This window comes from Shinella sp. OV683 (assembly GCF_057787725.1).
Map to the genome: position 1 here is coordinate 4,412,489 of NZ_CM173543.1, position 24,950 is coordinate 4,437,438.

Annotated in this window: 24 protein-coding genes; 3 read left to right on the plus strand and 21 right to left on the minus strand. The window is 60.5% G+C overall.

Annotation, left to right across the window (positions count from 1 at the left end):
- Positions 1–11 precede the first annotated feature (11 nt).
- The 12 genes from ACXHRN_RS21305 to ACXHRN_RS21360 form a co-directional block, all read right to left on the minus strand.
- Entirely contained in the window at positions 12–1,067 is a 1,056-nt protein-coding gene (locus ACXHRN_RS21305; RefSeq protein WP_488638299.1) for an ABC transporter ATP-binding protein, read from the minus strand.
- A complete protein-coding gene (locus ACXHRN_RS21310) occupies positions 1,067–1,858 on the minus strand; it encodes an ABC transporter permease (protein ID WP_488638300.1) in 792 nt (263 codons plus the stop codon). The genes ACXHRN_RS21305 and ACXHRN_RS21310 overlap by 1 nt, the downstream gene beginning before the upstream one ends.
- Complete coding sequence (locus ACXHRN_RS21315) at positions 1,855–2,724, minus strand: ABC transporter permease (RefSeq protein ID WP_488638301.1); 870 nt, start codon at positions 2,722–2,724, stop codon at positions 1,855–1,857. The genes ACXHRN_RS21310 and ACXHRN_RS21315 overlap by 4 nt, the downstream gene beginning before the upstream one ends.
- A 302-nt stretch (positions 2,725–3,026) precedes the next feature.
- Positions 3,027–4,079 carry an ABC transporter substrate-binding protein gene (locus ACXHRN_RS21320; RefSeq protein ID WP_488641969.1) on the minus strand — a complete coding sequence of 351 codons (1,053 nt, stop codon included), beginning with the start codon at positions 4,077–4,079 and terminating at the stop codon, positions 3,027–3,029.
- Between the two features lie 55 nt (positions 4,080–4,134).
- Entirely contained in the window at positions 4,135–5,085 is a 951-nt protein-coding gene (locus ACXHRN_RS21325; protein WP_488638302.1) for a PfkB family carbohydrate kinase, read from the minus strand.
- Entirely contained in the window at positions 5,078–6,097 is a 1,020-nt protein-coding gene (locus ACXHRN_RS21330; RefSeq protein ID WP_488641970.1) for an ADP-ribosylglycohydrolase family protein, read from the minus strand. Before ACXHRN_RS21330 ends, ACXHRN_RS21325 begins: the two co-directional genes overlap by 8 nt.
- Positions 6,098–6,106: 9 nt before the next feature.
- The gene (locus ACXHRN_RS21335; RefSeq protein WP_488638303.1) at positions 6,107–6,841 is read right to left on the minus strand and encodes a GntR family transcriptional regulator; all 735 of its coding nucleotides are present in this window, start codon (positions 6,839–6,841) and stop codon (positions 6,107–6,109) included.
- A gap of 103 nt (positions 6,842–6,944) precedes the next feature.
- The gene (locus ACXHRN_RS21340; protein ID WP_488638304.1) at positions 6,945–7,676 is read right to left on the minus strand and encodes an MBL fold metallo-hydrolase; all 732 of its coding nucleotides are present in this window, start codon (positions 7,674–7,676) and stop codon (positions 6,945–6,947) included.
- A gap of 10 nt (positions 7,677–7,686) precedes the next feature.
- The gene (locus tag ACXHRN_RS21345; RefSeq protein ID WP_488638305.1) at positions 7,687–8,769 is read right to left on the minus strand and encodes an ABC transporter ATP-binding protein; all 1,083 of its coding nucleotides are present in this window, start codon (positions 8,767–8,769) and stop codon (positions 7,687–7,689) included.
- Positions 8,766–9,554: an ABC transporter permease gene (locus tag ACXHRN_RS21350; protein ID WP_488638306.1), complete on the minus strand. Its 789-nt coding sequence runs from the start codon at positions 9,552–9,554 to the stop codon at positions 8,766–8,768. Before ACXHRN_RS21350 ends, ACXHRN_RS21345 begins: the two co-directional genes overlap by 4 nt.
- Position 9,555: 1 nt before the next feature.
- Positions 9,556–10,419 carry an ABC transporter permease gene (locus ACXHRN_RS21355; RefSeq protein WP_488638307.1) on the minus strand — a complete coding sequence of 288 codons (864 nt, stop codon included), beginning with the start codon at positions 10,417–10,419 and terminating at the stop codon, positions 9,556–9,558.
- A gap of 284 nt (positions 10,420–10,703) precedes the next feature.
- Positions 10,704–11,786: an ABC transporter substrate-binding protein gene (locus tag ACXHRN_RS21360; protein WP_488638308.1), complete on the minus strand. Its 1,083-nt coding sequence runs from the start codon at positions 11,784–11,786 to the stop codon at positions 10,704–10,706.
- 114 nt (positions 11,787–11,900) lie between these two features.
- On the opposite strand from ACXHRN_RS21360, the gene ACXHRN_RS21365 reads away from it, so the two are divergent.
- Entirely contained in the window at positions 11,901–12,524 is a 624-nt protein-coding gene (locus ACXHRN_RS21365; RefSeq protein WP_488638309.1) for a TetR/AcrR family transcriptional regulator, read from the plus strand.
- 19 nt (positions 12,525–12,543) lie between these two features.
- Positions 12,544–12,945: a YybH family protein gene (locus tag ACXHRN_RS21370; RefSeq protein ID WP_488638310.1), complete on the plus strand. Its 402-nt coding sequence runs from the start codon at positions 12,544–12,546 to the stop codon at positions 12,943–12,945.
- 15 nt (positions 12,946–12,960) lie between these two features.
- Here ACXHRN_RS21370 and ACXHRN_RS21375 read toward each other — a convergent pair whose 3' ends face one another.
- The 9 genes from ACXHRN_RS21375 to ACXHRN_RS21415 form a co-directional block, all read right to left on the minus strand.
- Positions 12,961–13,845, minus strand: coding sequence for an NAD(P)-dependent oxidoreductase (locus ACXHRN_RS21375; RefSeq protein ID WP_488638311.1), 885 nt, complete (start codon positions 13,843–13,845; stop codon positions 12,961–12,963).
- 65 nt (positions 13,846–13,910) lie between these two features.
- Positions 13,911–15,386, minus strand: coding sequence for an HAL/PAL/TAL family ammonia-lyase (locus tag ACXHRN_RS21380; RefSeq protein ID WP_488638312.1), 1,476 nt, complete (start codon positions 15,384–15,386; stop codon positions 13,911–13,913).
- Positions 15,383–16,384, minus strand: coding sequence for an ornithine cyclodeaminase family protein (locus ACXHRN_RS21385; RefSeq protein ID WP_488638313.1), 1,002 nt, complete (start codon positions 16,382–16,384; stop codon positions 15,383–15,385). The genes ACXHRN_RS21380 and ACXHRN_RS21385 overlap by 4 nt, the downstream gene beginning before the upstream one ends.
- 24 nt (positions 16,385–16,408) lie before the next feature.
- The gene (locus ACXHRN_RS21390; RefSeq protein ID WP_488638314.1) at positions 16,409–17,728 is read right to left on the minus strand and encodes an LLM class flavin-dependent oxidoreductase; all 1,320 of its coding nucleotides are present in this window, start codon (positions 17,726–17,728) and stop codon (positions 16,409–16,411) included.
- A complete protein-coding gene (locus ACXHRN_RS21395; protein ID WP_488638315.1) occupies positions 17,725–18,669 on the minus strand; it encodes an LLM class flavin-dependent oxidoreductase in 945 nt (314 codons plus the stop codon). The genes ACXHRN_RS21390 and ACXHRN_RS21395 overlap by 4 nt, the downstream gene beginning before the upstream one ends.
- A gap of 50 nt (positions 18,670–18,719) precedes the next feature.
- Positions 18,720–19,652 (minus strand): ABC transporter ATP-binding protein, encoded by a 933-nt coding sequence (locus ACXHRN_RS21400; protein ID WP_488638316.1) that lies wholly within the window; start codon positions 19,650–19,652, stop codon positions 18,720–18,722.
- A complete protein-coding gene (locus ACXHRN_RS21405) occupies positions 19,649–20,290 on the minus strand; it encodes an ABC transporter permease (protein ID WP_488638317.1) in 642 nt (213 codons plus the stop codon). The genes ACXHRN_RS21400 and ACXHRN_RS21405 overlap by 4 nt, the downstream gene beginning before the upstream one ends.
- 10 nt (positions 20,291–20,300) lie before the next feature.
- A complete protein-coding gene (locus tag ACXHRN_RS21410) occupies positions 20,301–20,918 on the minus strand; it encodes an ABC transporter permease (RefSeq protein WP_488638318.1) in 618 nt (205 codons plus the stop codon).
- A 79-nt stretch (positions 20,919–20,997) separates the two neighbouring features.
- Positions 20,998–21,882 (minus strand): glycine betaine ABC transporter substrate-binding protein, encoded by an 885-nt coding sequence (locus tag ACXHRN_RS21415; protein ID WP_488638319.1) that lies wholly within the window; start codon positions 21,880–21,882, stop codon positions 20,998–21,000.
- Between the two features lie 325 nt (positions 21,883–22,207).
- On the opposite strand from ACXHRN_RS21415, the gene ACXHRN_RS21420 reads away from it, so the two are divergent.
- Positions 22,208–24,745 (plus strand): DNA translocase FtsK, encoded by a 2,538-nt coding sequence (locus tag ACXHRN_RS21420; RefSeq protein ID WP_488638320.1) that lies wholly within the window; start codon positions 22,208–22,210, stop codon positions 24,743–24,745.
- Positions 24,746–24,950 lie beyond the last annotated feature (205 nt).

The following is a 24,950-nucleotide window of genomic DNA, read 5'->3' on the forward strand; positions in this document are numbered from 1 at the left end:
CGTGGCGCGCTTTAGCCGCGCACCGGGATCGTGCTTTCCTTCGACCAGGTGAGCCTGACCTCCTCGCCATCCCGCAACAGTTCCATGCCGGCATTCGGCACCAGCACGCGCATGGTCATTCCAAGACATTCGACGAACAGTGTCGAACTGACACCGGCAAACATCCGCCGGATGATCTTGCCATGCACGACATTGTCGCGCGGGGCGGTGTCGGCGCCAAGAATGCGGATGCGCTCCGGCCGGATCGCTGACGTCACCGGATCGCCCTTGCTCAGTCCATCTGTACTGTCGATCTGAATCACCGTGCCATCGGCGAGTGCCATGGCCTGGCCGTTCCAGGTGCCGGTGAGGATATTGGCGTCGCCCAGGAAGGTCGCGGCAAACAGGCTGCGCGGCCTGTTGTAGATTTCTTCCGGCCGACCCTCTTCGATGACCCTACCGTCCTTGAGAATGCCGATCCTGTCGGACATCGTCAGCGCTTCTTCCTGGTCGTGAGTGACGAAGATGGTGGTGATGCCGATTTCACGCTGGATGCGCTTGAGCTCCACCTGCATGTCGACGCGCAGAGCCTTGTCGAGTGCTCCGAGCGGCTCATCCAATAGCAGCACGCGCGGATTGATGACGAAGGCGCGAGCGAGCGCCACGCGCTGCCGCTGGCCGCCGGACAATTGATGCGGACGGCGCGCGCCGAGCTTGCCGAGTTGCACAAGATCGAGCGCCGCCTGCACCTTGGCGGCGATCTCGTCGCGTTTCATGCCGCGCACGTCGAGGCCGAAGGCAACATTCTGTTCCACCGACATGTTGGGAAACAGCGCGTAGTTCTGGAACACCATGCCGATCTGGCGCTTTTCCAGCGGCACGCGCTCGACGCTTTCGCCGTCCATCTCGATACTGCCGGTATCGGGGAAATCGAAGCCGGCGATCATCCGCAGCAACGTTGTCTTGCCGCTGCCCGAGGGGCCGAGCAGCGCGTAGAAGCCGCCATCCTCGAAACGGACCGACACGTCATCGAGCGCCTTGTGGATGCCGAAGCTTCGCGACAGGTTCTTGACCTCGACACTTGCCATTATTTCTCGCCTCCGAATTTGTAGAATCGCGCGGTGAACAGCATCAGGGCCATAGACAACACAATGATGATGGTGGAAACGGCGTTGATCTCCGGGGTAAAACCCTTGCGGATGGCCGCATAGATCTCGACCGGCAGCGTCGTCTGGCCCGGCGTGGCGAGGAAATAGGACACCACGAACTGATCGAACGACACCGCGAAGGCGAAGAGTGCGCCTGCGATGACGCCGGGTGCGATCCACGGCAATGTCACCCGACGCGTCACCTGCCATTGGCTGGCGCCCAGCGAGCGGGCAGCTTCCTCAAGCTCCGGCGCAAAGGTCTTGAGCCGCGCATTGACGACGATGATGACGTAGGGCAGCGCCAGCGCCACATGGCCGAGAATGATGGCATGCAGGCCACGCCCGATGCCGACACCGAAGAAGAAGATCAGCATGGCAGTGCCGGTGATCAGCCAGGGAATGGCGATCGGCGGCAACAGCAGCGCCTGCAGCACCTTCTTGCCAGTGAACTCGTAGCGAAACAGCGCCAGCGAGGCGGCCGTTCCGAGGATGGAGGCGATGATCGTTGTCAGCACCGCGATGAACAGGCTGTTCCACGTCGCCGCGATCAGCTGACTATTATGAAAGAAGGATTGGTACCAGGTCGTCGACCATTCCAGCGGCAATTGATAGAACGGCGAGGCATTGAACGACATCAGCGCCATGATGATGATCGGCAGATAGAGGAAGGCCAGGAGCAGCATGACATAGAGCTTGCCGGCGCCATTCAGCATTCGCGTGACGGGGCTCATTCGGCTCTCCTCAGGACTGGCGAGGCCGCGGCGAGGATGATCAGCACCACGGCCAGCAGGATGAAGGACAGGGCCGCCCCCAGCGGCCAGTTGAACACCGCGACGAACTGGTCCTCAATCACCGTGCCGTAGAATGTGCCCGTGCGACCGCCGAGGATGCGCGGCTCCATGAAAGAGCCGACCACCGGCACGAATACCAGAACGGCGCCCGCGACAATGCCCGGCACGGCCAGGGGCAGGATCAGCCGGCGCAACACCGTGAGCCGCGATGCGCCGAGCGAGCGAGCCGCCTCGATGATGCTGTCATCGATCGCCTGCAAGCTGAGATAACAGGTCAGCACGATGTAGGGCACGTAGGAATGCACCAGCCCGATGATAACAGCCGGATAGGAATACATCAGGTCGATATTGATCCTGAACGGCAGTACGGCGTTGAGCCAGGTGTCGAGGATACCGCCTTCGCGCAGCACCATCGCCCAGGAAAATATTCGCACCAACCCGTTGCTCCAGAAGGGCAGGATGACCAGCAGAAAGATCGCCTCGCGGCTGCGGCCCTTGAACACCTTGGCCAGCACGTAAGCCGAGGGAAAGCCGAGCACGATGCACCAGAAGGTTACCTCCAGCCCCAGCCTGAGCGACGACAACAACAGCGTCGCATAGACGCCGATGCTGAAGAAGGCCGCATAGTTTTCCAGCGTGAACGACCAGCTTTTGCCTGACAATGGCAGGTCGGTCATGAAGCTGAAGAACACCATGGCCGAGAGCGGCAGGAAGATCGCCACGACGAGCCAGAGATAGGCGGGGAGCAGCAATGGCATGGCCTTGCGGAGACCCGATCGGCGCGGATTGAGTGCGATGCCCGCCATGTGTTTGCCTGCCTCCCTGTTGTCGTGATCTTTGAAAATTCTCTAAAAGCTCTCCGGTTGCCGCCCCCCCTCATCCGACCCTACGGGCCACCTTCTCCCCGTAGGGGAGAAGAGAGAAGTTGCCGCACCGTCATACCAACTCAATGGTCGTTGCGATTGCAGTTCATGCGGCCATGCGCGACCGGCGCAACAAGCGACCTCTTCTCCCCAGCGGGGAGAAGATGCCCGTAGGGCAGATGAGGGGGGCGCCGCGAGGACGGGCACTTGCAATGAAATACCCAACCTCACCCACCACGCCGCCCTTACTTCACGTTGACCTTCAGTTCCTGCCAGATCGCCAGCCATTTCTCGCGGTTGGCATCGGAGATCGGCTTCTGGAACTGGATGCGCTCGGCCACTTTCGGATCGCCCATCACGACGCGGTTGAAGGCATCCGCCGGCAGTTCGGCGACGGCCTTGGTGTTGGCAGAAACCGGTGCGCCGACCTTGTTGTCCCATTCGACATAGAATTTCGGGTCGATCATGTAGTTGATGAAGGCTTCGGCCCCCTCGACATTCTTGGAGCCCTTGGGGATGGAAAAGGCATCGAGCCAGCCAACCGCGCCCTCTTCCGGCACCACGAAGGTCACCGGCAGCTTGAAATTCTTCTTGGCGCGCGAGGCCGATCCGCTCCAATAGGTGCCGACATCGAGCTGGTTGGACGCAACCATCTGGTTCCAATCGTTTTCAGCGCTCCAGAAGGTACGGATCTGCGGCATCAACGATGTGAGTTTTGCCTTGACCGCATCGAGATCCTTGATCTCGTTGATATTCTGGCCGGTGGCGATGGCGCCGAACTGGATGGCTTCGACTGCATCGTCGCGCAGCACGACCTTGCCCTTGTGAGCCGGGTCCCACATCACCTGGATGGACGTCGGGGTCTTGTCGAACGACTTGTCATTGACGGCGAGCGCGGTCAGGCCCCAGACCCACGGTACGCCATAAACCTTGGCGTCGTGATTGAGCATCGGCGATTTCGCCTTTTCCGCGCCGATATCGGCATAGTTCGAAATCTTGGCGGTATCGATGGGCGCGATCAGGCCTTCGCTTGTCGCCTGGTCGTTGAAGGCGGCATTGATCATCACAACGTCATAGACGCCCGGATTGGTCCTGAGCTTGGTCAGCATCTCCTGTTCGGAGTTGAAATAGTCGTTGATGACCTTGTTGCCGGTGGCCTTCTCGAAAGCCTCGACCGCCCAGGGCTCGTCGGTGCCGTAGCCCTTCCAGTTGAGCACATGGATATCGGCAGCCATGGCCGTGCCGGCCATCAACACAGCCAATGCGGCGGTGGTCGTCATTGCGATTGCTTTATGCATGGTCATGACAGTTCCTCTCTGTTTTTCACCGCGTGCCTTGTTCCCTTGCGTTCCGCTAAGCGGAATTCTTTTCCCGGGCACGTCTCAGGAATTCATTGATCTCTTGCGTGGTCGGAGCCACCGAGCCGCCGTGGCGCATCGTCGAGATGGCTGCGGCCGCGTTGGCATAGCGAAGCGCCTCGCCAGGTGGTTCGCCCTGGCTCAGGGCCGCGACGAAGGCGCCGACATGGGTATCTCCGGCACCATTGGTATCGACTGTCTCGACCTGGAAGGCCGGCACGAAGACAGGCTGCGACCCGCGCAACGCCAGAAGCGCGCCGGCCGAACCAGCCCGAATGACGACGCCCGCCGCTTGTGGACAATGCTCCGTCAGCAGCCGGCTTGCGAGTTCCTCGTCGGACCCGAGACCCGCGATCACGGCCGCCTCGGCGCGGTTGCAGCTGAGCCAGTCGGTGCGGGCGAGCACGGTCTTGAGAAGGTCGCGCGGAATTTCGCCGACAATGCCGGTCGGATCGAAGGTGAAGATGGTGTCCGATGGCAATTGCGAGATGAACTGCGCCTGGCTGTCGCGACTGCCGGGATAGGCGAGCGTGTAGCCCGACGTGAACACCCAATCGCCGGTCTTCGGCTGCATATGAACGAAATCGGCGGGCGAGATGACGCCTTCTGCTCCGGGCTTCGAGACGAAGGTGCGCTCAGAGTCACTGGTGATCAGCACAACGCATGTGCCGCTGTCGATGCCGTTGGTCGGCGGCTGCAGACAGTCGATGTTCTCGGCTTTAAAAGCGACCGTCAGCATTGCGCCGCACAGCCCATCGCCGATCTTGCCGCCATAGGCAACCGTCATGCCGCTCCGCCGGGCCGCGACCATCATGTTGAAGCCGCCGCCGGGCAATGCAGCGAATGTCGAGGCCGTGAGATCGTCGCCCGGTGCAGGCAGGTGTTCGAGCCGGTAGATGAAGTCGATCACGGCGCTGCCGATATGGATGAGGCGGGGACTAGCCATGTTGCGCGCCCTTCCCTGCCAGCCGGGCGTCAACGAGGTCATGTGCCAGACGGTCGGCCTCTTCCAGATCGATGCCGACCAGCCGTTCGATCTTGTCCTTCGGCAGGCTGTCATAACCGGCGCAGGCGCCAGCCATTGAGCCTGCAATCGCGCCGATCGTATCGGTGTCGCCTCCGAGATTTGCGGAGATGACCGCGGCTTGCCACGCATCGCCCTTGGCAAGTTTCAGCACCGCAAAAGCCGCCGGCACCGATTCCTGCGAGGCGACACTGGTGCCGACACGATCGAAGATTCGCGAAATACCCTCTTCCAGCGTGCAGCCTTCGACGAGATCGAGCGCCCATTCGATGCGGGCTGCGACGCTGCCGCCGGCAACCCAGCGGCCTTCATTCTCGCCGGCTCGCGCTGCAGTTACGGCATGGCCAAGCGCCTGCTGCCAGTCGGCGCCATCGACGCCATGGCTGATAACGGTGGCAACCGCCGCTGCCGCCGAGATGGCGATGGATGTGTTGTGGGTGGCGCGGCAGGTCTCGGCCACGACTTCGATGAGACCGGACGACGGAGGCACCATGATGCCGACAGGAGCGATGCGCATGGCCGCGCCATTGGTGTCGCCATAGCGGCCGGCATCTTCGGGTGCAATGCCGCTGTTTATGGCGTCGATCGCCCGCTTGGTTGACGGGCCTAGCAGGTCATAGCCGCCCCGCGCCTTGATCTCTTCCTCCCAGCGGATCAAGGCATTGACCCATGCGTGATGATCGAGGTTGCCGTTGGATTTCAACAGAGCGGAGGCGAGCAACAGCGTTTGCTCGGTATCGTCGGTGATCGTGCCGACGACCAACCCCTTGGAAACGGGGTGCTCGTCTATCGGTCCGACGAAATCATCGACATGGCCATAGTGTTGCCTGATCTCGGCTGGCGACAGAAGCTGGGTCGGCATACCCATGGCATCGCCCAAGGCCCCGCCGAGAAGTGCGCCCAGTGCTCGATTGAATTTGAGATCGCCGGGCATGCTCATTCCCTAAAACTCCAGATGCAACGCGAAAAACGCTGAGTTGAGCAGGCTGGTCACATATTCGATCGGCCTGTTGTCGGCGCCGCGCGTCAGGCGGCGGGTGCGCAGGAACGCTGTGCCCACGGCAACACCGAGCAGACCGGCATCATCCTCGCCGAGCATCTCGATGTCGCACCATTCTTCGCCGTGGTCAGTGATCAGGCCAGCATTGCGTAGCGTTTCCTGCAAGGAGCCCGAGGTCAGCCCCTTGAGGGGCACATCCTCAAGCTCAATGGAAAGCGGCATGCGGCTACGTTCGATCGAAATGCCTTTGCCCGTTGCTGCGAGCGATCGCAGCCGGTCAACCGCGATGAAGGTCGTGTTGGGCAGTTCAAGAAAGTCGGCAAGCTCCGGATCGTCAATCAATTCGATGCGGAGTGTGCGCGTCTCTGTGTCGGCACCGACATCGGCCAGAGCTCTCGACCAACCAATGGCGTCATTGATCGTCTGCCCATTGAAGGTGACAAATGAGCCGATGCCCACCTTGGTGGTGATCAGGCCACGGCTGGTCAGCTCCTCGAGGCCCTTGCGGAGCGTATTGCGGCTGACGGAGAAGCGTTGAACCAGCTCGCTCTCGCTCTGCAAACGATCACCGAAGCCGAGCACGCCGGAACGGATCTCCTGTTCGAGCACGGAAGCGATCTGCTCGGGCTTGGGGGCACCCGGCTTTAGCTGCGTCTTCAGATCAGCCCGTCTTGCCATTTGAGACCTGTTTATTGAACCTGTCTAATCCTGTTCAATATTGGAGCAAGATGAGCCGCTGTCAAGCGGTTTTCTCAAGGGCGATTTTTAGGGTTTTGCGAGGTCAGGCGCGCTGCTTTTCGTCCAGCCAGTCCTTGATCAGCTGCCGGTAACGGGTGCCGGAAAAGCTCGGGAAATGCCCGCCATGAACGACGCGCACGGGGTAGTCGAGCAGGCGTTTCATCGAGGCATAATAATCATCAGCATTGGCATGATACGTGTCTTCGATCAGCGGCCCATCGTAAAGGATGTCGCCGGAAAACAGGATACCCGTCGCCTTTTCCCAAAGCGCGATGCCGCCCGGCGAATGGCCGGGCGTATGCACCACTTCGAACACGCGATCGCCGAGGTCAATGACATCGCGGTCTTCGAGAATGCGGGTCGCTGGCGCCCCTTTTACCGCATAGCATTTCGAGCAGTAGGGTTCGGGCGGCAGGGCATCGAAGATATCATCTGTGACATAGGGATCGGCGAGCGTATTTTCGCGCGTCGGATGCGCCAGCAGTTCGGCTTCGGCGGAATGGACGGCACGGCATTCGAATTCGTGATGGCAGCCGATATGGTCGAAGTGGGTGTGACTGGCTACCGCCAACAGTGCACGCTCGGTGACCAGCGGCACCCATTCGCGCAGGGAGACGACGCCCATGCCGCTATCGACCAGCATGTCGCGATCGCGACCACGGATATGCCAGATGTTGCAACGATAGAATTCCTGGATGTAAGGCTCGCTGATATAGGTGACGTCGTTGTCCAGACGCCTGACCGAATACCAGTCCTTCGCTGCAATGCGGTGCATGTTCACCCTCTTACGCTGCTGGCAGTACGGTAACGCCCTGCGGATCGACCGACAAGGCGATACGGTCGCCGGTCGAGATTCTCGCCGATTGCGGCATGTGGGCGACGAGGCTGAGATCGTTGGCTGCGTCCGGCGCCAGATGGCAGCGGAAATGCGTGCCGAAAAACGCACTGCCGGTAATACGGGCTTGGCCTAACGCGACGGCGGACGTATCGCCTTCCGCACAGAAATGTTCGGGGCGGATGCAGAGCGTGACCTTGTCGCCGGCATTCGGCTTCGCGGCGGTGAAATTCGTCGATGGAAGCGTCACAGGGCCTACCGACGTCTCGACCTCCGCCGAGCCGCTGCCGGCCGATTTCACCTTGCCGTCGAGGAAGTTCACCTCGCCCATGAAGCCGGCGGAAAACAGCGATTTCGGCCGCATGTAGATATCCGACGGCGGACCGAAATCTTCCACCCGACCCTGGTTCATCACGACGATGCGATCAGCGATGGCCATCGCTTCTTCCTGGTCGTGGGTGACGTGAACGAAGGTAGTGCCGACACGCTTCTGAATGGCCTTCAACTCATCCTGCATCTGTCGGCGCAGTTTGAGATCGAGCGCGCCGAGCGGTTCGTCCAACAGCAGAACATCGGGATCGACGGCCAGCGCGCGCGCCAGTGCCACCCGCTGGCGCTGGCCGCCGGACAGTTCATGCGGCTTCTTTTCGGCCGAGGTCTTGAGCCCGACGAGATCGAGAAATCCGAGTGCCTTCTCGTCGCGCTCAGCCTTGGCAAGCCCCCGCATGCGCAGGCCAAAACCGACATTGTCGATCAATCGCATATGCGGAAACAGCGCATAGTCCTGGAACATTGTCGTGGTCGGGCGCTTGGCGGGTGCGACGCCTGCCATGTCCTTGCCGCCGATCGCGATTCGTCCGGAGGTGGGCGTCATGAAGCCGCCGAGGATCGACAGCAGCGTGGTCTTGCCGCAGCCGGATGGCCCAAGCAGGACGATGAACTCGCCGGCCTCAATATCGAGCGAGACATTGTCCAGCGCGGTAAAACTGCCGAACGTCTTTGTGGCGTTGGTGACGGATACGGATGCGGTCATGATTTGCGGCTCCTGCCGAACAGGCCGAGTTCAAGGACCAGCAGCACGGCCACCGATACGAGGAACACCAGCGAGCCGATGGCATTGGTCTTGGGGTTGAGGCCGGAGCGCAGCATGCTCCAGATCTCGACGGGTAGCGTCACGTCGAAGCGCGACAGCAGGAAGGCGATAATGAACTCATCCCAGCTGAAGGTGACGGACAGAAAGAAGGCGGCAAGGATCGACGGCATCAGCATCGGCGCCGTCACCAGCGTCATGACCTTGAAATCATTGGCGCCAAGATCGCGTGCCGCACGCTCGATATTGATGTGATGATCGCCCATCGAGGCATAGATGATGGCAAAGCAGAGCGGCAGGTTGATCACCACATGGCCGATGCCCACCGTCCACAGCGACAGCGGAATATGCAGCGTGTTGAGCAAGGTCAGCAGGCCGAGCGCGATGATGAGGTAGCTCACCGTCATCGGCGCGATCAGCAGGCCACGCTGCAAGGCCGAACCCGGTAGCTTGTAGCGCGCCAGCGCATAGGCCGCGAGGAAGCCGAGCAGGCAGGCGACCAGCGAGGATATCGAGGCGACGAAGAACGAATTGGTCAGCGCCGCCATCAGCTTGCGGTCGGCAAATACCGCCTCGTACCATTGCAGCGAAAAGCCGTTGAAGGGCGGTACCGGCAAGCGACCGTCCTGGAAGGAGAACAGCACCAGCACCGCGACCGGCAGGAAGATGAAACCGTAAATGACGAGTAGGTAGAGCCAGCTGAACGTTGATCCGAGAGCCTTGTTCATTTCACGCCCTCTCGATCTTCAGCCAGCGGGCGCAGGCGACATAGGCCAAGGTCACTGCCAGCATGAGGATGATCGACAACGCCGCCGCCATGGGAAAATCTGCTCGCCGGCCGATCTGCAGCATGATGATCTGCGGCAGCACCAATTCGTTGTTGCCGCCGAGGATCTGCGGGGTGATGTAGTCGCCGATGCAGAGCACGAAAGTCAGGAACGCGCCGGTCATGATGCCCGGCAGCGTCAGCGGCAGGATCACATGCCAGAAGGTCTGGAAGGCATTGGCACCCAGATCGGCCGCCGCACGGCGATAGTTTGGCGAGAGCTGGATGAGGTTGGAATAGATGGTCAGCGTCAGCAGCATGACGAAGAAATGCACAAAGCCGATGATGGTGGCGGTGCGATTGCTGGCGATCTCCAAGGGCTCGGCAATCAGGCCGATATCCATCAGCGCATTGTTGATGACGCCGCCTTTCGACAGCACCAGCAGCCAGGAATAGGAGCGCACGACATAGGATGTCCAGAACGGCAGGATCGCCAGTATTAGCGCCATGCGTTGGAAGCGTTTCGGCACTCGCTCGGCGATAATCCAGGCCAGCGGATAGGCAAGCAGGATAGAAAGCACCGTGACCGTCAGCGTGATCTCGAGCGAATTGGTCAGCCCCTTGAAGAGCGCGCTTTCGGAGAAGAAGCGGGCGTAGTTATCGAGGTTCCAGACCTGGACAATCTTGCCGCTGGCGCGCGTCCACAGGCTCATGGCTGCCATGAACAGGAACGGCACGACGAAGAATGCAAGCGTCCAGAGCAGTGCCGGGGCGACAAAGCCCCAAGCCTTGCGGCGATCTGCATCTTCTAGGGTGGCAGCGGTCATGGCAGTCAAATACTTTCGATCGTCGATATCGATGGATGCTTGAGGTCTGCGAGACAGTTACCCCCTCACCAAGCGCGCCCAAGCGCTCAGCTTCGCTTCACGTGGGCTTGCTATCCTCTCCCACAAGGGGAGAGGTAGGGTTGCCACAAGCGCTGCCCTCACGTTTGGCACCGCGACGCCGCGGGTTTACCTCTCCCCTTGTGGGAGAGGATACTAATGCCGGGCGAGCTTAGCGAGCCCTTGGCCGAAGTTGGTGAGGGGTAAGCCCCCTCACGCAAATGCCCTTACTGCTGCATCATATTTGTCCAGGCGTCCTGCATCTTCTTGTCGAGTTCGGCGCTGGGGATTGGATAGAGTTGGGTGTTCTTGAGATAACCCGACTGGTCGTCCCAGCGAAGCGCCGTCTTCTGGGCGGCCGTCAGATGCTCGCCAGCCTTCTGATTGGTCGGCATGCCCCAATAGCACGACGAGGTTGCCAGCCGCGCCTGGCCTTCTGGGCTGACGATATACTGCACGAACTTGAGCGCCAGATCCTGTTTCTTGGAATCCTTCATGACGCCGATCGACTGGGCCCAGCGCACGGCACCCTGCTTCGGCACGATCCAGTCGAGATTTGGCTTGTCCTTGGAAAGCGATGCGGTGATCCATTCGCCGCCTCCGACGAGAATGTCGACTTCGCCGGTCGCCAGAGCGGTCTGCGAGGAAACGACGTCGCTGACCTGCTTGGAAACCTTCTTCATCGCCGCGAGCTTTTCCTCGATCGCAGGCATGTCGGCATCCGAAAGCTCGGCGGTCTTCTTGCCGAGGCCGAGTTGCACAAGGCCAATCATCGGCAGGTAATAGTCATAGAGCGCGACACGGCCCTTGTACTTGTCCGACCAGATCACCGAGAGGTCTTCCATGTCCTTCGGATCGACCTTGGTCTTGTCGTAGGAGATTGTGTTGTAGCCGAACTTCTCGGTGACGGCGTAGATCTTGCCGTCCTTGGAGTTATTGGCTTCCATGCGCACTTCCGGGAACATGTCGGCGCTTGGCAGTGCACTGGCGGGCATCTCGCCCAGCATGCTCATGTCGACGAGGCGATGGACATCGACGGCATCGACAACCATCACATCCCAATCGCCGGGCTGGGACTGTTCGAGGATCGAGATGCCGGCGCCGGTACCCTCATATTCCTTGAGGTTGACCTTGACGTCATTGGCCTTTTCGAAAGGCTCGATCAGCGTCGGGTCGGTATGATCGCACCAGACAAGTGCATTGAGTTCTTCCGTGGCAAAAGCCTGGCTTGACGCCACGGCCATGAGCGCGGTTGCGGCAACGGATGCAAATAAACGGCGTGCGAAACTGCCCGAAATGGGAGTGGTCATCGTTCTACCCTCTGTTTTTGGCACTCATCTCGGTGCCTTCACAAAAAGATTGAATGAATTCATTTTTTAAGTCAATATCAAAATTGAGGGCATTCAAAATAAGGAAGAACGCGGGTGACAGGACTTCGCGCAAAACAAAAAGCCGACAAGAACAGGCGCATACTCGAAGCCGCCACCAAGCTCTTCCGGGAAGTTGGTTATGACGCCGCCCGCATCGAAGACATCGCCGAGCGTGCCGAAGTCTCCGTCGGCACCTTCTACAATTACTACCAGAACAAGGGCGACATGCTGCTGGCGACGGTGGCCATGGAAGTCGAGGAAGTACTCGATGCCGGCGAGCCGATCGTGGCCAATCCTCCACTCGATGTGTTGGGTGCGATCACGGCGCTGATCAATCAGTACTACGACCATTCGCTGGTCTATCTCAGCAAGGAGATGTGGCGAACGGCGATGGCCATTTCGATTCAACAGCCCGAGACGCCTTTCAGCAAGCGCTACACCGAGCTCGACCGGACGCTGTGCGCGCAGGTCTCGACGCTGGTGCAGAAGCTGCAGCAGAAGGGCGCGGTGCTGATGGGCATCGACACCTCTGCCGTCGGCAGCATGGTCTTCAACAATCTCAACATGATGTTCACCGAGTTCGTCCGCGACGAAACCATGCCGCTCGAAAAGCTGAAGGACGATGTCGCCCGCCAGAACAGGCCGCTGGCCACCCTGATCAGCAGCCCCAATCGATAACAAAATCCGGGAGGAATGAATGAACCACACTCCAACGAGTGTCCTGGCTGCCGCCGACCGTTTGGTTGAAGCCTTTGGCAACCACGATACCAAAGCCTACTTCGCTGCCTTCGCACCGGACGCCAGTTTCATCTTCTACAATCTCGACCGTGTGCTGCGAACCCGCGCCGAATATGAGGCGGAATGGCAGCTCTGGGAGAGCCGCGACGGGTTTCGAGTCATGGGCTGCAAGTCGACGGATCGCGTTGTTTCAATGGCCGGCGACGCCGCAATCTTCAGCCATACCGTAGAGACCGACGTGGCCTTCGGCGAGCAGCAGGTAACCAATCTGGAACGGGAAACGATCGTCTTTTCACGAAACGATGCGGGCGAATGGCAGGCGATCCACGAGCACCTTTCGGCGATGCCCGTGGCCGCTTAACTGCTGGCGCACGCGCTAACCCTTGTTGGCGTCGGCGATGATATCGGTCAGTGTCGGTACATAATCGTCGCCGTGGCCAAGGCCGACTGCAAGCCCGAAGGAATTGCGGACCGCGGCGCCCAACGGATTTTGCGCCCCCAGCGAGGATGCAAGGCTTGCAAGATAGCTCATGTCCTTGAAGCCGTTGCTGATGGCGAATTTGTGGGCGTTGGGATCCTTGTCCAGGAACCACTTGGAAAAAGTCTGGTAGAAGCCGCAATCCATCCGGCCTCCGCGGATGACCCCATCAAACACCTGCGGCGTGATGCCCGTCTTGCCGGCCAGCATGAGCGCTTCGGAATACAGCGCCGCATAACCCATCGACAGGAAGTTGTTGAGCAACTTCATTGTATGGCCCGAGCCCGTCGGGCCGGTGTGGATGACGCGGCCTGCGAAGGCCTCCAGAACTGGCTTGATACGGGCGAAGGTGTCGTCCGCACCGCCGGCCATGACGTCGAGCGTTCCTGCCTCCGCATCTGCCGGCGTTCGGCCCAGAGGTGCATCGACGAGGATGATGCCCTTGCCCGCGAGCTCCACCGCGAGACTGACGGTCACGGAGGGATCCGACGTCGAGCAATCGACGATGACCAGCGGCTTGCCGGCAGCGGCGAGTCCATCGGGTCCGTTGACGACGGCCTGCACCTGCGGCGATCCGGTGACGCAGAGCACGACGACATCGACCTTCTCGGCCATCTCACGCGGGGTCTTTGCTTCGGTGGCGCCCAGTGACACAAGGTTTTCCACCGGCTGGCGATTGCGATGACCCATGACAACGAGGGGCCAGCCCTTGGTGACGATGTTCTTGGCCATGCCGTGGCCCATCAGGCCGACGCCGATAAATCCGATTCGTTCCTTGCTCATATCCGTTCCCTATATGCTGAAAAACTCGTGCTGGTGCACGGGACCAGGCGCCGGGGGTCCGTCGATCATTCGTCCCCGAGCAGATGCTCGGAGATCAGCATCGCGTCTTCCCCGAGCGGCCGGTCCTCGTCCAGCTTTGGAGCGAGGCTACGGACAAAGGCGTGGATGCGCAAGGTGCCCTGCCCGCAACGGTGGCCGGGACGCAGATCGACACCCTGCGCCGCCGCCAGCATTTCGCAGGCGATCAGCTGCCGCCAGAGATCCAGCATCTCCGCGCTTTTCTGGACAACCAGCGCCGACTGGGTGGCATGATCCTCGACGCCTTCGGAGACAGCGAGATAATCCAGCATCACGGGATTGGCCTTGTGGCGGATTTGCGCGGCAAGCGCGGCGACCACTTTCTGCATCGGCACGAAACCTGCGGATGCGCCACCGGCGGGCGAGAGATAGCGCGGCAGGCCATTGCGGCCGGAGCCGGTCAGCTGGATGAACCGCGCAGCACAGGCCATGGCCGCCTGCGCGATGGCTAGGCCGAGTGTCTCGAAGGCCAGCGACAGCGACGGGGTGTGGAAATTGCCGGTCGAGAGCACTCGCTCTTCCTCGACAATCACAAGCGGGTTGTCAGGCGTGGAATTCAGTTCGACTTGGACGACGTGCTCGGCATGTGCGAGCGCGGCCGACAGCGCCCCGTGGATGGGTGCCACGCAACGCAGGCTGAGCGGATCCTGTATGGCGACCGTGGATTCGAACAGCGAGGAACCGTCGAGTTCCCCCAGAATCGCAGCGGCTTCATCGACTTGGCCGGCAGCCGGCCGCGCCCGTTGGATCGCTGGAGTCAGGATGAGCGGATTGCCTCCCAAGGCCTCGAAACTCAAGGCCGCTGCTCGGCGCTGCGCATCCAGCAGGCGCCCGGCATCATGCAGCACCAGCGCGCCATTGCCGACCGAAACCGCCGACGCATTCAGCAGTGAAATGCCATCTTTCGGCTGGAGCACGACCGGCTCCAGTCCCGCCAGTTTCAGCGCCTCGCCCGCCTCGTAAATCTCACCGCGATATTCGGCACGGCCTTCGCCAATCAGGCAACGCGCCATGGCGGACAGCATCACAAGGTCGCCAGCGCCGATAGAACCGACGGAAGGCATGACGGGATGGACGCCAGCGTTCAGCATGGCCAGCAAAGCGGAAAACACCTCAGGCGAAATGCCTGAACCGCCAACCGAGAGCATGGAAAGCCGAGCAGCGATCACCACACGCGTCGTGTCGCGCGGCAGAGGCGGGCCGACGGCAACACCCCGCCCCCTGACCAGCTGGCGCTGGAACGCCTGGTAATCACCCTCCACGGCCGTCTTGAGATTGGCGCCGAGGCCGGTATTCATGCCGTAGATCTGCTGGCCGGACGCGGCTGCGGCTTCAAGGATTGTCCTGGCTTTCGTCAACTTGTCGAAGACTTCGGGTGTGGCTTCGACTGCGGCATCCAATCGGGCGATCGCGACGATATCACCGATAGCAATCCCGGATCCCTGAAGCCGGACGGTGGTCATGCGAAGCGCAGCCGCTGGCCGATATTGGCAGCACGCGCCTTTTCAAGCAGGGCATAACCGAGTGCGATGTCACTGAGCGAGAGGCCGCGATGCCAAAAAAGAATGCTCTCGTCGTCGTTCTGGCGCCCCGGCTTCAATCCGGCAACAATCTGCCCGAGCTCTGCATGCAAGGTCCGTTCGGATAGTTTGCCAGCCTCGACATGGGCACGCAGCGAACCGAACTTGCCGCCCTTGCACTGGCCCCAATCATCAACCACAAGCTTGCTCATAATATCGGTCAGCGACAGTTCGACCGCGCTCATCGTGCCATAGGGCACGACAAAGGCGCCCGGCTTGATCCATGCGGTCTTCAGCATCGGCGTCGGCTCGTTGAGACGCGAGGCTTCGACGACGATATCGGCGCCCTCGACGCAATCTCGCCAATTGTCGACCACGGTGATCTTCTTGCTGAGATCGGCTTCGAGCTTGGCGCCGAACGTGTCACGGCTTTCCGGACGGCGGGAGTGGACGCGGATTTCATCGAAATCGAAGAGGTGATCGAGCAGCCGCACGTTCCAGTAGGCGGTGCCGCGTGCGCCGATATGGCCGAGCACCTTGGAGTTCTTGCGCGCCAGATGCTTTGCACCGATGGCGGTCACCGCGCCGGTGCGCATATCGGTAATCACCGTTGCGTCCATGATCGCCTTGGGCACGCCGGTGCGCGGATCGAAGAGATTGAGTACGCCGAACTCGGAGGGGTAGTTGAGTTTATAGTTATCGACGAAATCGCCGACGATCTTCACGCCCGCCAGCCCCAATGGCGCTACATAGCCCCGCAGTACATTGAAATGGCCGTGGAAATCCGGATTGGGCTCAAGATGCACGCGCGGCTCGATGACCGTTTCGCCCTTGCCCTGCGCGCCCAGCGAGGTCTCGATCGCGGCAAGAATCTCGTCATTACCGATATCGAGGGCTTCGATGTCGAAAGCGTTGAGATAGTCGATATAGATAGGGTTCATGCCATTCTCACTTATTGGCTCGCATTATCGCTTGGCAGGCGCCGGCAGGCCAAGATTGTCACGCAACGTACGGCCTTCATACGCGTCACGGAAGAGACCACGGCGACGAAGTTCCGGAATCACCAAATCGACAAAATCCATCAGGCCGCTCGGAAACAGCGGCGCCATGACATTGAAGCCGTCGGCGCAGCCATTGGCAAAGCGTTCCTCCATCGCGTCGGCGATCTGCGCGGGTGTTCCGATGACCTGCCAATGGCCGCGTGCGCCGGCAAAGTGGCGCGCCAGTTCGCGGATCGAGAGACCTTCGCGTTTGCCGAGATCGACGATCAGCTTTTGGCGGCTTTGCATCGCCTGGGTCTGCGGCAGGTCCGGCAGTGGGCCGTCGATGGGGTAGCCGGAAAGATCGCCGACGCTGAGATAGCTGGCCAGCAGCGCCACGCCGACCGCATCGGGAATCAGTTCCTGCAGCGCGCGATACTTGGCTTTCGCCTCGTCCTCGGTGGCGGCGACGATCGGCGAGATGCCCGGCATGATCTTGATGTCATCCGGCTGGCGGCCATACTTGGCCAGCCGCGCCTTGACATCGGCATAGTAGGCTTGCGCCTCGGCGATGGTCTGGGATGCGGCAAAAACCACATCTGCGGTGCGCGCCGCAAGCTCCTTGCCGACATCGGATGCACCGGCTTGCACCATGATCGGCCGTCCCTGCGGAGAGCGCGGACTCTCGATAATGCCATCGACGGTGAAATGTGTGCCGTGGTGATGAACGGGATGCAGCTTCTGCTGGTCGACGAACGGACCATTTGCACCTTGGGGCATATAGGCGTCGTCTTCCACGCCATCCCAAAGCGCCAGCGCCGCATCGGCAAACTCTTCGGCGCGTTCATAGCGCTGCGCATGTGGCCTGAGGCCGGAGCTGGCAAAATTCTCGGCTTCAAGATCGCTCGCAGACGTTACGAGGTTCCAGCCTGCCCGCCCACCGCTCAACTGATCGAGCGAGGCGAAGGTGCGCGCCAGTCCATAGGGCTCGTTGTATGTCGTCGAGGCCGTGGCCACGAGGCCGATATTGGACGTGTTGACGGCCAATGCAGCGAGCAGGCTCAACGGCTCGAAACCGGTCGAGCGCGCCGCCTGGCTCGCCATATCAGGATTGCGCTCGCGAATGGCAGCGGCATCCTCGACAAACAGCATGTCGAATTTACCGCGCTCGGCGATCTGGGCCAACTGGATGAAATGTTCGATGTCGACACCAGCCGGGGCGTGGGCATCCGGATGTCGCCAGGCCGAAATGTGGTGGCCGCCCGCCATGAGGAAGGCGCCCAATTTCATTTTGCGCTGGCTCATGAGGCGCGCTCCAGACTGGCGGGATGGGCAGGTCGAGGCAGGCCGAGATGTTCGCGCAGCGTCGAGCCTGCGTGGCTGGTGCGGATCAAGCCGCGTCTCTGCAATTCGGGTGCAACGGAGTCAGCGAAGGACAGGAATGCGGCTGTCGTCGGCGGGGCAAGAATGAAGCCGTCGACGTCGCCGGATTCGAAATCGCGTTGAAGTCTATCGGCAATGTCGGCAGGCGAACCGGTGAAATCGGTGACTTCAGCCAGGATGCGGATGTCGGACCGTCCTCGTCCTCTTTGTGTCGCGACATGACGGGCGGCGGCCATATCCGATGCGAAGACGACTTCGGCCTGATCTGCTATTGGCGCATCGGCGTATGCTGCCAGCACCGGCTTGCCCTGTGGCGAGCGATTGACGTTCAGCGGACCGCGCACGGAAAAATTATCGCCCTTGTGATTGAGCACATGCATCTTGTCCGGCACGAAGAACCGGCCCTTCGCCTTGTCGTAGATGAAAGCGGCGTCTTCCCAGCTATCCCACAAGGCGGAAACGACATCGACATATTCGCGGTCACGCGACAGGTTGTCACCGCCAATGATGGCCCAGCCGGTACGGCCGCCGCTGATCGAGTCGATCGAGGCAAGGCGGCGGGCGAGATTGTACGGCTCGTGCTGATAGGTCGCCGCTGCCGCGATGAAGCCGATCTTCCTCGCGTGGGTTGTCAGGGCAGAAACCAGCGTCGTCGGCTCAAACGGCGTGGCAAGTGGAGAAAGCGTGTCGTTCGGCCTCCTACCCTGCTGATCGGCGAGCAGGACGAAGTCAAAGCCCGCCTGCTCGGCCCGGACGACCTGTTTCAGGAGACCGTCGAAGCCAAGTGGCTCGCGCGTGGCGGATGCCTTCCAAGCCGAGGCATCGTGACCGAAAGGCGAAAGTGAAAATCCAAGATGCATCATGCGCAAGACTCAAATGAAAGGACGAATATAGGCATTGGCCTAGCCCGACTTCAAATCGAAAAAATGGCGTTGCGTGTCAGTCGGCCAACCGTCAGTCCTGCTTCGTCCACGACTGCGAGTTCGTTGCTGTTGTGTGCGACCATCAACGACAGGGCATCGCGGAGATTGACCTCAGCGCGCACGGTGCCGGTGTCTTGCGAGGCTGCGCCCGCTTCCATCGCATCGGAAACGGCGAACAGGCTCAGTCTCTTGATCGCCCGATCGATGCCGACAAAATTGGCAACGAATTCATCCGCTGGCTTTGAGAGAATAGTATCCGGCGTGTCGTACTGAACGATCTTGCCGGATCGCATGATGGCGATGCGGTCGCCCAGGCGGATCGCTTCGTCGAGGTCGTGCGTGACGAGCACCACAGTCTTGCGCACCCGCTTGAGGATCTGCTTGAACTCATCCTGCAGGCGGGTGCGGGCGATCGGATCGATGGCGCCGAATGGCTCGTCCATCAACAGTACAGGCGGATCGGCCGCCAGCGCACGAGCAACGCCGATACGCTGCCGCTGGCCTCCCGAGAGCTGGCGCGGATAGCGCCGCAGCATTTCCTTCGGATCGAGCCCGACGAGATGCAACAGTTCCTCGGTGCGCTTGTCGATGCGTGGCTGGTCCCAGCCGAGCAACCGGGGAACCGAGGCGATGTTCTCTGATATCGTCATGTGAGGAAACAGGCCGACATTCTGGATGACATAGCCGATATGCCGGCGCAGCAGCACCGGATCGGCCTTGGTGACGTCCTCGCCATTGACGAAGATCTTGCCTTGGCTGGGGTCGATCAGCCGGTTGATCATCCGCATCGTCGTCGTCTTGCCGCAGCCGGACGGGCCGATCAGCGCAACCGTCGAGCCTTCCGGGATTTCCATGCTGAGGTTGTCGACCGAAGCGACTGTGCTTTCGGCATAGCGCTTGGTGACGTTTTCCATGCGGATCATGCGGTGGCTCTTTCTGCAAACAGGATCTTTTCGGCGCGGCCGAGGATGAATTCGGCCGACAGCGCCAGAAGTGCAATCGGCACGGCGCCGACCAGCAGTCGCGACATATCCATCATGCCGACGCCGGTGGCGATAAAGTCGCCAAGACCGCCACCACCGATGAACGGTGCCAATGTCGCGCCCGCGAGCACCTGCACGGCTGCGGTGCGGGCGCCGGCAAACATCGCGGGGGCGGCAAGCGGGATGCGGATCTTGCGCAACACCTGACCACGGCTCATGCCCATGCCAATCGCCGCTTCGACCGAATCGGGATCGACATCCCTGAGGCCGACATAGGCGTTGAGCAGGATCGGCGGCAATGCCAGCACGGTCAGCGCGACAATCGATGGCATCAGGCCGATGCCCAGCAACGGCATCATGATGGCAAGGATCGCAAGGCTAGGAATAGTCCGCAACCCGTTGACGGTGTTGATGACACCGAAGGCAAGGCCGGTGCGATTGACGATCAGCACCGCCAGGGGCAGTGCAACGATAAGAGCGATCGCCAGCGAGACACCTGACATGATGAGGTGCTGGCCGAGCGCGCGGAAGAACACGTCCTGATGATCGACGATCCAGAAAAAGGCTTGGCTGAACATCAACGCGCCCTCACTGCCAGCGGACCAGGGCTTTTTCAGCCCGGGTCAGGATGAGATCGAAGATAATCGCGAGCGCTGCGGTGAGCAGGCCGCCGACCAGGATCTTTTCGGCGTATTCCTGGTCGATGCCGATCAGGATGATCGTGCCCAACCCGCCACCGTCGATGAAGGCTGCGACCGTAGCGATGCCGATCACCGTCACCAACGCGATGCGTGAGCCGGAAATGATCAGTGGCAGTGCAAGGGGTAGCTCGATGCGGATCAGTCGCTGCCACTTGCTGTATCCCATGCCATCGGCGGCATCGAGCACATCGGCCGGCACACCGCGCAGGCCGGTGACGACATTGCGCAACAGGATCAGCAAGCAATAGGAAGACAACCCGACGAGAGCCGGCTTCACGCCCAATCCCAGGAACGGGATCAGCAGCGCAAACAGCGCCAGACTGGGAATGACGAAGATGATGTTGGTGATCGTCAGGGCCACAGCATAGAGCCTTGGCCGCCGCGCGCAGAGAATGCCGATAACAAGTGCGATTACCAGACCGATCAACACGGACGACACGGACAGGACGAGGTGCTGCCAAAGCGCCAGCGCAATTTCGGGAATATGTTTTGGAGCCCAGTTCAAACGGCCAATCCTGTCGATAAAGAAGCGGCGAAAGCTCCTCAGAGCTTCGCCGCTTTATTGCGTCGGAAAAAGGGAAAAATCAGATTCCCTGTTCCTTCAGGAATTCGGCGGCAACGTCGGCCGGCTCTTCCTTGTCGCGATCGACCTTGGCGTTCAGGCCGCGCATGTTCTCGTTGTTGAGAAGCGGGCTAACCTTGTTGAGCACTTCGGCAATCTTCGGGTTCTTGGCAAGCGTGTCCTGACGGACAACCGGCACGAGGAAGTAGGGAGGGAAGAGGTGCTTGTCGTCTTCGAGCACGACCAGCTTGTTCTCGGCGATCTGCCAGTCGGTGGTGAAGCCGTAGGACACGTCGAGCTGCTTGCTGGTGACGGCGCTGTAGCGGATGCCAAGCTTGGCGAAAATCTTGAATTCCTTGAACTCGATGCCGTAGACCTTCTTCAGGCCGGGCAGACCGTCCTTGCGCTCGCCAAAACCGCCTTCGGCGCCGAAAGTCAGATCCTTGGAGACCGGACCGAGGTCGGTCAGCGTCTTCAGCTTGTACTTCTCGGCGGTTTCCGGCAGCAGGATGATCGCATAGCCGTTGTTGATCTTGGTGGGCTCAAGCAGCGTCAGCTTGAGGTTCTTCTCGTAGTAGTCCTTGACCTCGCCATAGATTTTTTCGGCGGAGCCGGACAGGTCGCCCTTGACGACGGCGGCGAGCGCCGTACCGGTATATTCCGGATAGAAATCGATATCGCCGTTTATCAGCGCGGTGTGGGCGACCTGCGTCGTGCCAAGATTCAGACGCCGTTCAACCTTGATGCCGGCCTTCTCCAAAGCCTGGGCATAGATTTCGGCAACCACGAACTGTTCGGTAAAGTTCTTGCTGCCGATCTTGACGACGTCCTCGGCCAGGGCGGCGGAGGCCAACAGACCCGACAGGGCAATACCCGCTGCGGTGGCGAATAGCTTGGTGAATTTCATGAAACCCTCTTCTCTCTGAATTTCTATTATCTCTATAGACGAACCAGTCTACAGGCGTGGGAAATTATCCCAAATGATCGATCAATCTTGGAAAAGCATGCCAATCGAGGGGGCGGTTTCGATCGGCGCAATCTCTTCGAGAGACACTGCGAAAGCGCGAGAGCAAAATCAACCAATTGTCACTTATCACTTTGAAAGACATATATTTTATGTATTTCGAGGCGCAATTATACACAGCAATTTAATCGCCGCAGCAAGGGATTCTTAACCTTCCCTTCCTATTCGTTGGGGTAAGCAAGTCGTCCCTCCTGTGCTTGAAGGTATCATGCGTATTTCCCGAACAAATTTGCCGCCCGCCGCCTTCAACGACACGAATTCCCGGCCCGCGAATGAGCCGATGGCTGTCGAGGAGAGGGCCGCGTTGCGGCGCCTCAAGGCCATGGGCGAACGTGCGGGTAACCCGGACGATGCGAACTGGGAGAGCCATTTCTTCCTGGCACCGAATGTCCGTTTCACCCGCACGCCCGACCGCGACGTTACGGCTGTCCAACCGACAACGAGCGAATCGGCACAGGGCGAAAAACAGCCGGATCATTCCGACCAGACGCCATCCGTTGAACAGTTGCGCGAGGTGCTGTCGACAATGATGATCCTGCAGGGCGGCATGGACATGGGTACTGCAGGAGCTTCCGCGCCACCTGCCCAACCGATCAACGACAATGCCAATCCGGTAGCACCCGCGATGGGAGCTGCTGTCGTGCCCGTAGCGGCTCAACCTGCCAAGCCGTCTACGGCTTTCGCGCAGCTCTCGGATTTCGCCTTCTGGGAATCGATGGATTTTGCCGCGGAGTCAGAGCCTGACGCGGCGGCATCACTTCGCCAGATTGCTTCCGTCATGGCGGTGCCGGTTGCCAAGGATCCCGCTCAGGATCCGGCGATCTCGATCGTATCAAAATACCGTGCCGTGGAATGCCGCGTACCGCAGGCATTGCGCATGCCCGATTTCACCCAGCTGCTTTATCCGATGCCCCAGGTCCACAATATCGGCGTGATGCCGGATCTGCCGATCTGGAACTGGGCTCCGAGCATCACATTCGCGACTGTCGAACAACCGGCTGTCGCCGTGCAGCCGGAGGTAAAGGAAACGCTGGCGAAGGATCCCATTCCGGAAGAATTGACCGAGGCGCCTGCCCTGCCGATCGCCGTGATCGAGCCAATCAAATCCAAGCCGGTCGTCGCCGATCAGACCGGCGTCGCGATCACAAAACCATTCAAGATCGAGCAGATCTCCCACCTCCGCAAGGTACAAGGCGAATACGAGTTTCCGCCGCGCGCCCTGCTGCAGGACCCACCCGAAACCGTCGGGTTCGTGATGACGCAGGAGCAGCTGGAGCGTAATGCGGGCCTGCTGGAAAGCGTGCTCGAGGATTTCGGTATCCGCGGCGAGATCATTCACGTCCGTCCCGGTCCGGTCGTGACCCTCTATGAGTTCGAGCCCGCGCCGGGCGTCAAATCTTCTCGCGTTATCGGTCTCGCCGACGATATCGCCCGCTCGATGTCAGCGCTTTCGGCACGTGTCGCCGTGGTGCCCGGCCGCAATGTCATCGGTATCGAACTGCCGAACGCGACCCGCGAAACCGTCTATTTCGGCGAATTGATCGACAGCCAGGATTTCTCCAAGACTGGCTTCAAGCTGCCGCTGTGCCTCGGCAAGACGATTGGCGGCGAGCCCGTGATCGCCGAACTCGCCAAGATGCCGCATCTGTTGGTCGCCGGCACCACCGGCTCGGGCAAATCGGTTGCCATCAACACCATGATCCTATCGCTGCTCTACCGGCTGACGCCGGAGGAATGCCGGCTGATCATGGTCGATCCGAAGATGCTGGAACTGTCGGTCTATGACGGCATCCCGCATCTGCTGACTCCTGTCGTGACCGATCCGAAGAAGGCCGTCATGGCGCTGAAATGGGCCGTGCGCGAGATGGAGGATCGCTATCGCAAGATGTCGCGGCTCGGCGTCCGCAATATCGACGGCTACAATGTTCGCGCTGCGCAGGCCCGTGAAAAGGGCGAAAGCATCAGCCATATCGTCCAGACCGGCTTCGAGAAGGGTACCGGCGAGCCTATCCACGAGAACAAGGAAATGGATCTCGCGCCGATGCCTTACATCGTCGTCATCGTCGACGAGATGGCCGACCTGATGATGGTCGCCGGCAAGGAGATCGAAGGCGCCATCCAGCGCTTGGCGCAGATGGCGCGCGCCGCCGGCATCCACCTGATCATGGCAACACAGCGCCCCTCCGTCGATGTCATTACCGGCACGATCAAGGCAAACTTCCCGACCCGCATCTCCTTCCAAGTGACCTCGAAGATCGACAGCCGCACCATTCTTGGCGAACAAGGCGCCGAGCAATTGCTCGGCCAAGGTGACATGCTGCACATGGCCGGCGGTGGCCGAATCGCCCGCGTGCACGGCCCCTTCGTGTCCGACGAGGAAGTCGAAAAGGTCGTGGCCCATTTGAAGACGCAAGGACGGCCGGAATATCTCGAGACGGTGACCACCGACGAGGAAGAGGACGACGCCGAGGATCAGGACACGGCTGTATTCGACAAATCCGACATGGCCGCGGAAGACGGCAACGACCTCTATGACAAGGCGGTCAAGGTGGTCCTCCGCGACAAGAAGTGCTCGACATCCTATATCCAGCGCCGTCTCGGCATCGGCTACAACAAGGCGGCATCGCTGGTGGAGCGCATGGAGAAGGAAGGCCTGGTCGGCTCCGCCAACCATGTCGGCAAGCGCGAGATCATCAGCGGCAATCGCGACAGCTTCTCCGACGGCGGCATGTCCGGCGACGATTGATCGTCATCAAGCCATTTCCTTATCCCGAACGGGCATCCAACCGATGTCCGTTCGCTGATGTTTTGCGGCGCCTGCCCTCGATGTTTCCTGCAGGATTACTAACGCACAAACATGGTTAACGGAGACTCACACCCCCGGTGAGTTACTTTAATTTGTCTGTATTAACCTCGCCCCATCGACTCAAGAAACCCAGAGGACATCATGG

Coding starts and splice junctions, on each gene's coding strand:
- ACXHRN_RS21320 (WP_488641969.1), bottom strand. CDS start 4,079: ATGCATAAAGCAATCGCAATGACGACCACCGCCGCATTGGCTGTGTTG.
- ACXHRN_RS21395 (WP_488638315.1), bottom strand. CDS start 18,669: ATGATGCATCTTGGATTTTCACTTTCGCCTTTCGGTCACGATGCCTCG.
- ACXHRN_RS21340 (WP_488638304.1), bottom strand. CDS start 7,676: ATGCACCGCATTGCAGCGAAGGACTGGTATTCGGTCAGGCGTCTGGAC.
- ACXHRN_RS21360 (WP_488638308.1), bottom strand. CDS start 11,786: ATGACCACTCCCATTTCGGGCAGTTTCGCACGCCGTTTATTTGCATCC.
- ACXHRN_RS21315 (WP_488638301.1), bottom strand. CDS start 2,724: ATGGCGGGCATCGCACTCAATCCGCGCCGATCGGGTCTCCGCAAGGCC.
- ACXHRN_RS21375 (WP_488638311.1), bottom strand. CDS start 13,845: ATGAGCAAGGAACGAATCGGATTTATCGGCGTCGGCCTGATGGGCCAC.
- ACXHRN_RS21335 (WP_488638303.1), bottom strand. CDS start 6,841: ATGGCAAGACGGGCTGATCTGAAGACGCAGCTAAAGCCGGGTGCCCCC.
- ACXHRN_RS21345 (WP_488638305.1), bottom strand. CDS start 8,769: ATGACCGCATCCGTATCCGTCACCAACGCCACAAAGACGTTCGGCAGT.
- ACXHRN_RS21405 (WP_488638317.1), bottom strand. CDS start 20,290: ATGTTCAGCCAAGCCTTTTTCTGGATCGTCGATCATCAGGACGTGTTC.
- ACXHRN_RS21400 (WP_488638316.1), bottom strand. CDS start 19,652: ATGATCCGCATGGAAAACGTCACCAAGCGCTATGCCGAAAGCACAGTC.
- ACXHRN_RS21350 (WP_488638306.1), bottom strand. CDS start 9,554: ATGAACAAGGCTCTCGGATCAACGTTCAGCTGGCTCTACCTACTCGTC.
- ACXHRN_RS21325 (WP_488638302.1), bottom strand. CDS start 5,085: ATGGCTAGTCCCCGCCTCATCCATATCGGCAGCGCCGTGATCGACTTC.
- ACXHRN_RS21370 (WP_488638310.1), top strand. CDS start 12,544: ATGAACCACACTCCAACGAGTGTCCTGGCTGCCGCCGACCGTTTGGTT.
- ACXHRN_RS21330 (WP_488641970.1), bottom strand. CDS start 6,097: ATGCCCGGCGATCTCAAATTCAATCGAGCACTGGGCGCACTTCTCGGC.
- ACXHRN_RS21355 (WP_488638307.1), bottom strand. CDS start 10,419: ATGACCGCTGCCACCCTAGAAGATGCAGATCGCCGCAAGGCTTGGGGC.
- ACXHRN_RS21415 (WP_488638319.1), bottom strand. CDS start 21,882: ATGAAATTCACCAAGCTATTCGCCACCGCAGCGGGTATTGCCCTGTCG.
- ACXHRN_RS21380 (WP_488638312.1), bottom strand. CDS start 15,386: ATGACCACCGTCCGGCTTCAGGGATCCGGGATTGCTATCGGTGATATC.
- ACXHRN_RS21390 (WP_488638314.1), bottom strand. CDS start 17,728: ATGAGCCAGCGCAAAATGAAATTGGGCGCCTTCCTCATGGCGGGCGGC.
- ACXHRN_RS21420 (WP_488638320.1), top strand. CDS start 22,208: ATGCGTATTTCCCGAACAAATTTGCCGCCCGCCGCCTTCAACGACACG.
- ACXHRN_RS21385 (WP_488638313.1), bottom strand. CDS start 16,384: ATGAACCCTATCTATATCGACTATCTCAACGCTTTCGACATCGAAGCC.
- ACXHRN_RS21305 (WP_488638299.1), bottom strand. CDS start 1,067: ATGGCAAGTGTCGAGGTCAAGAACCTGTCGCGAAGCTTCGGCATCCAC.
- ACXHRN_RS21310 (WP_488638300.1), bottom strand. CDS start 1,858: ATGAGCCCCGTCACGCGAATGCTGAATGGCGCCGGCAAGCTCTATGTC.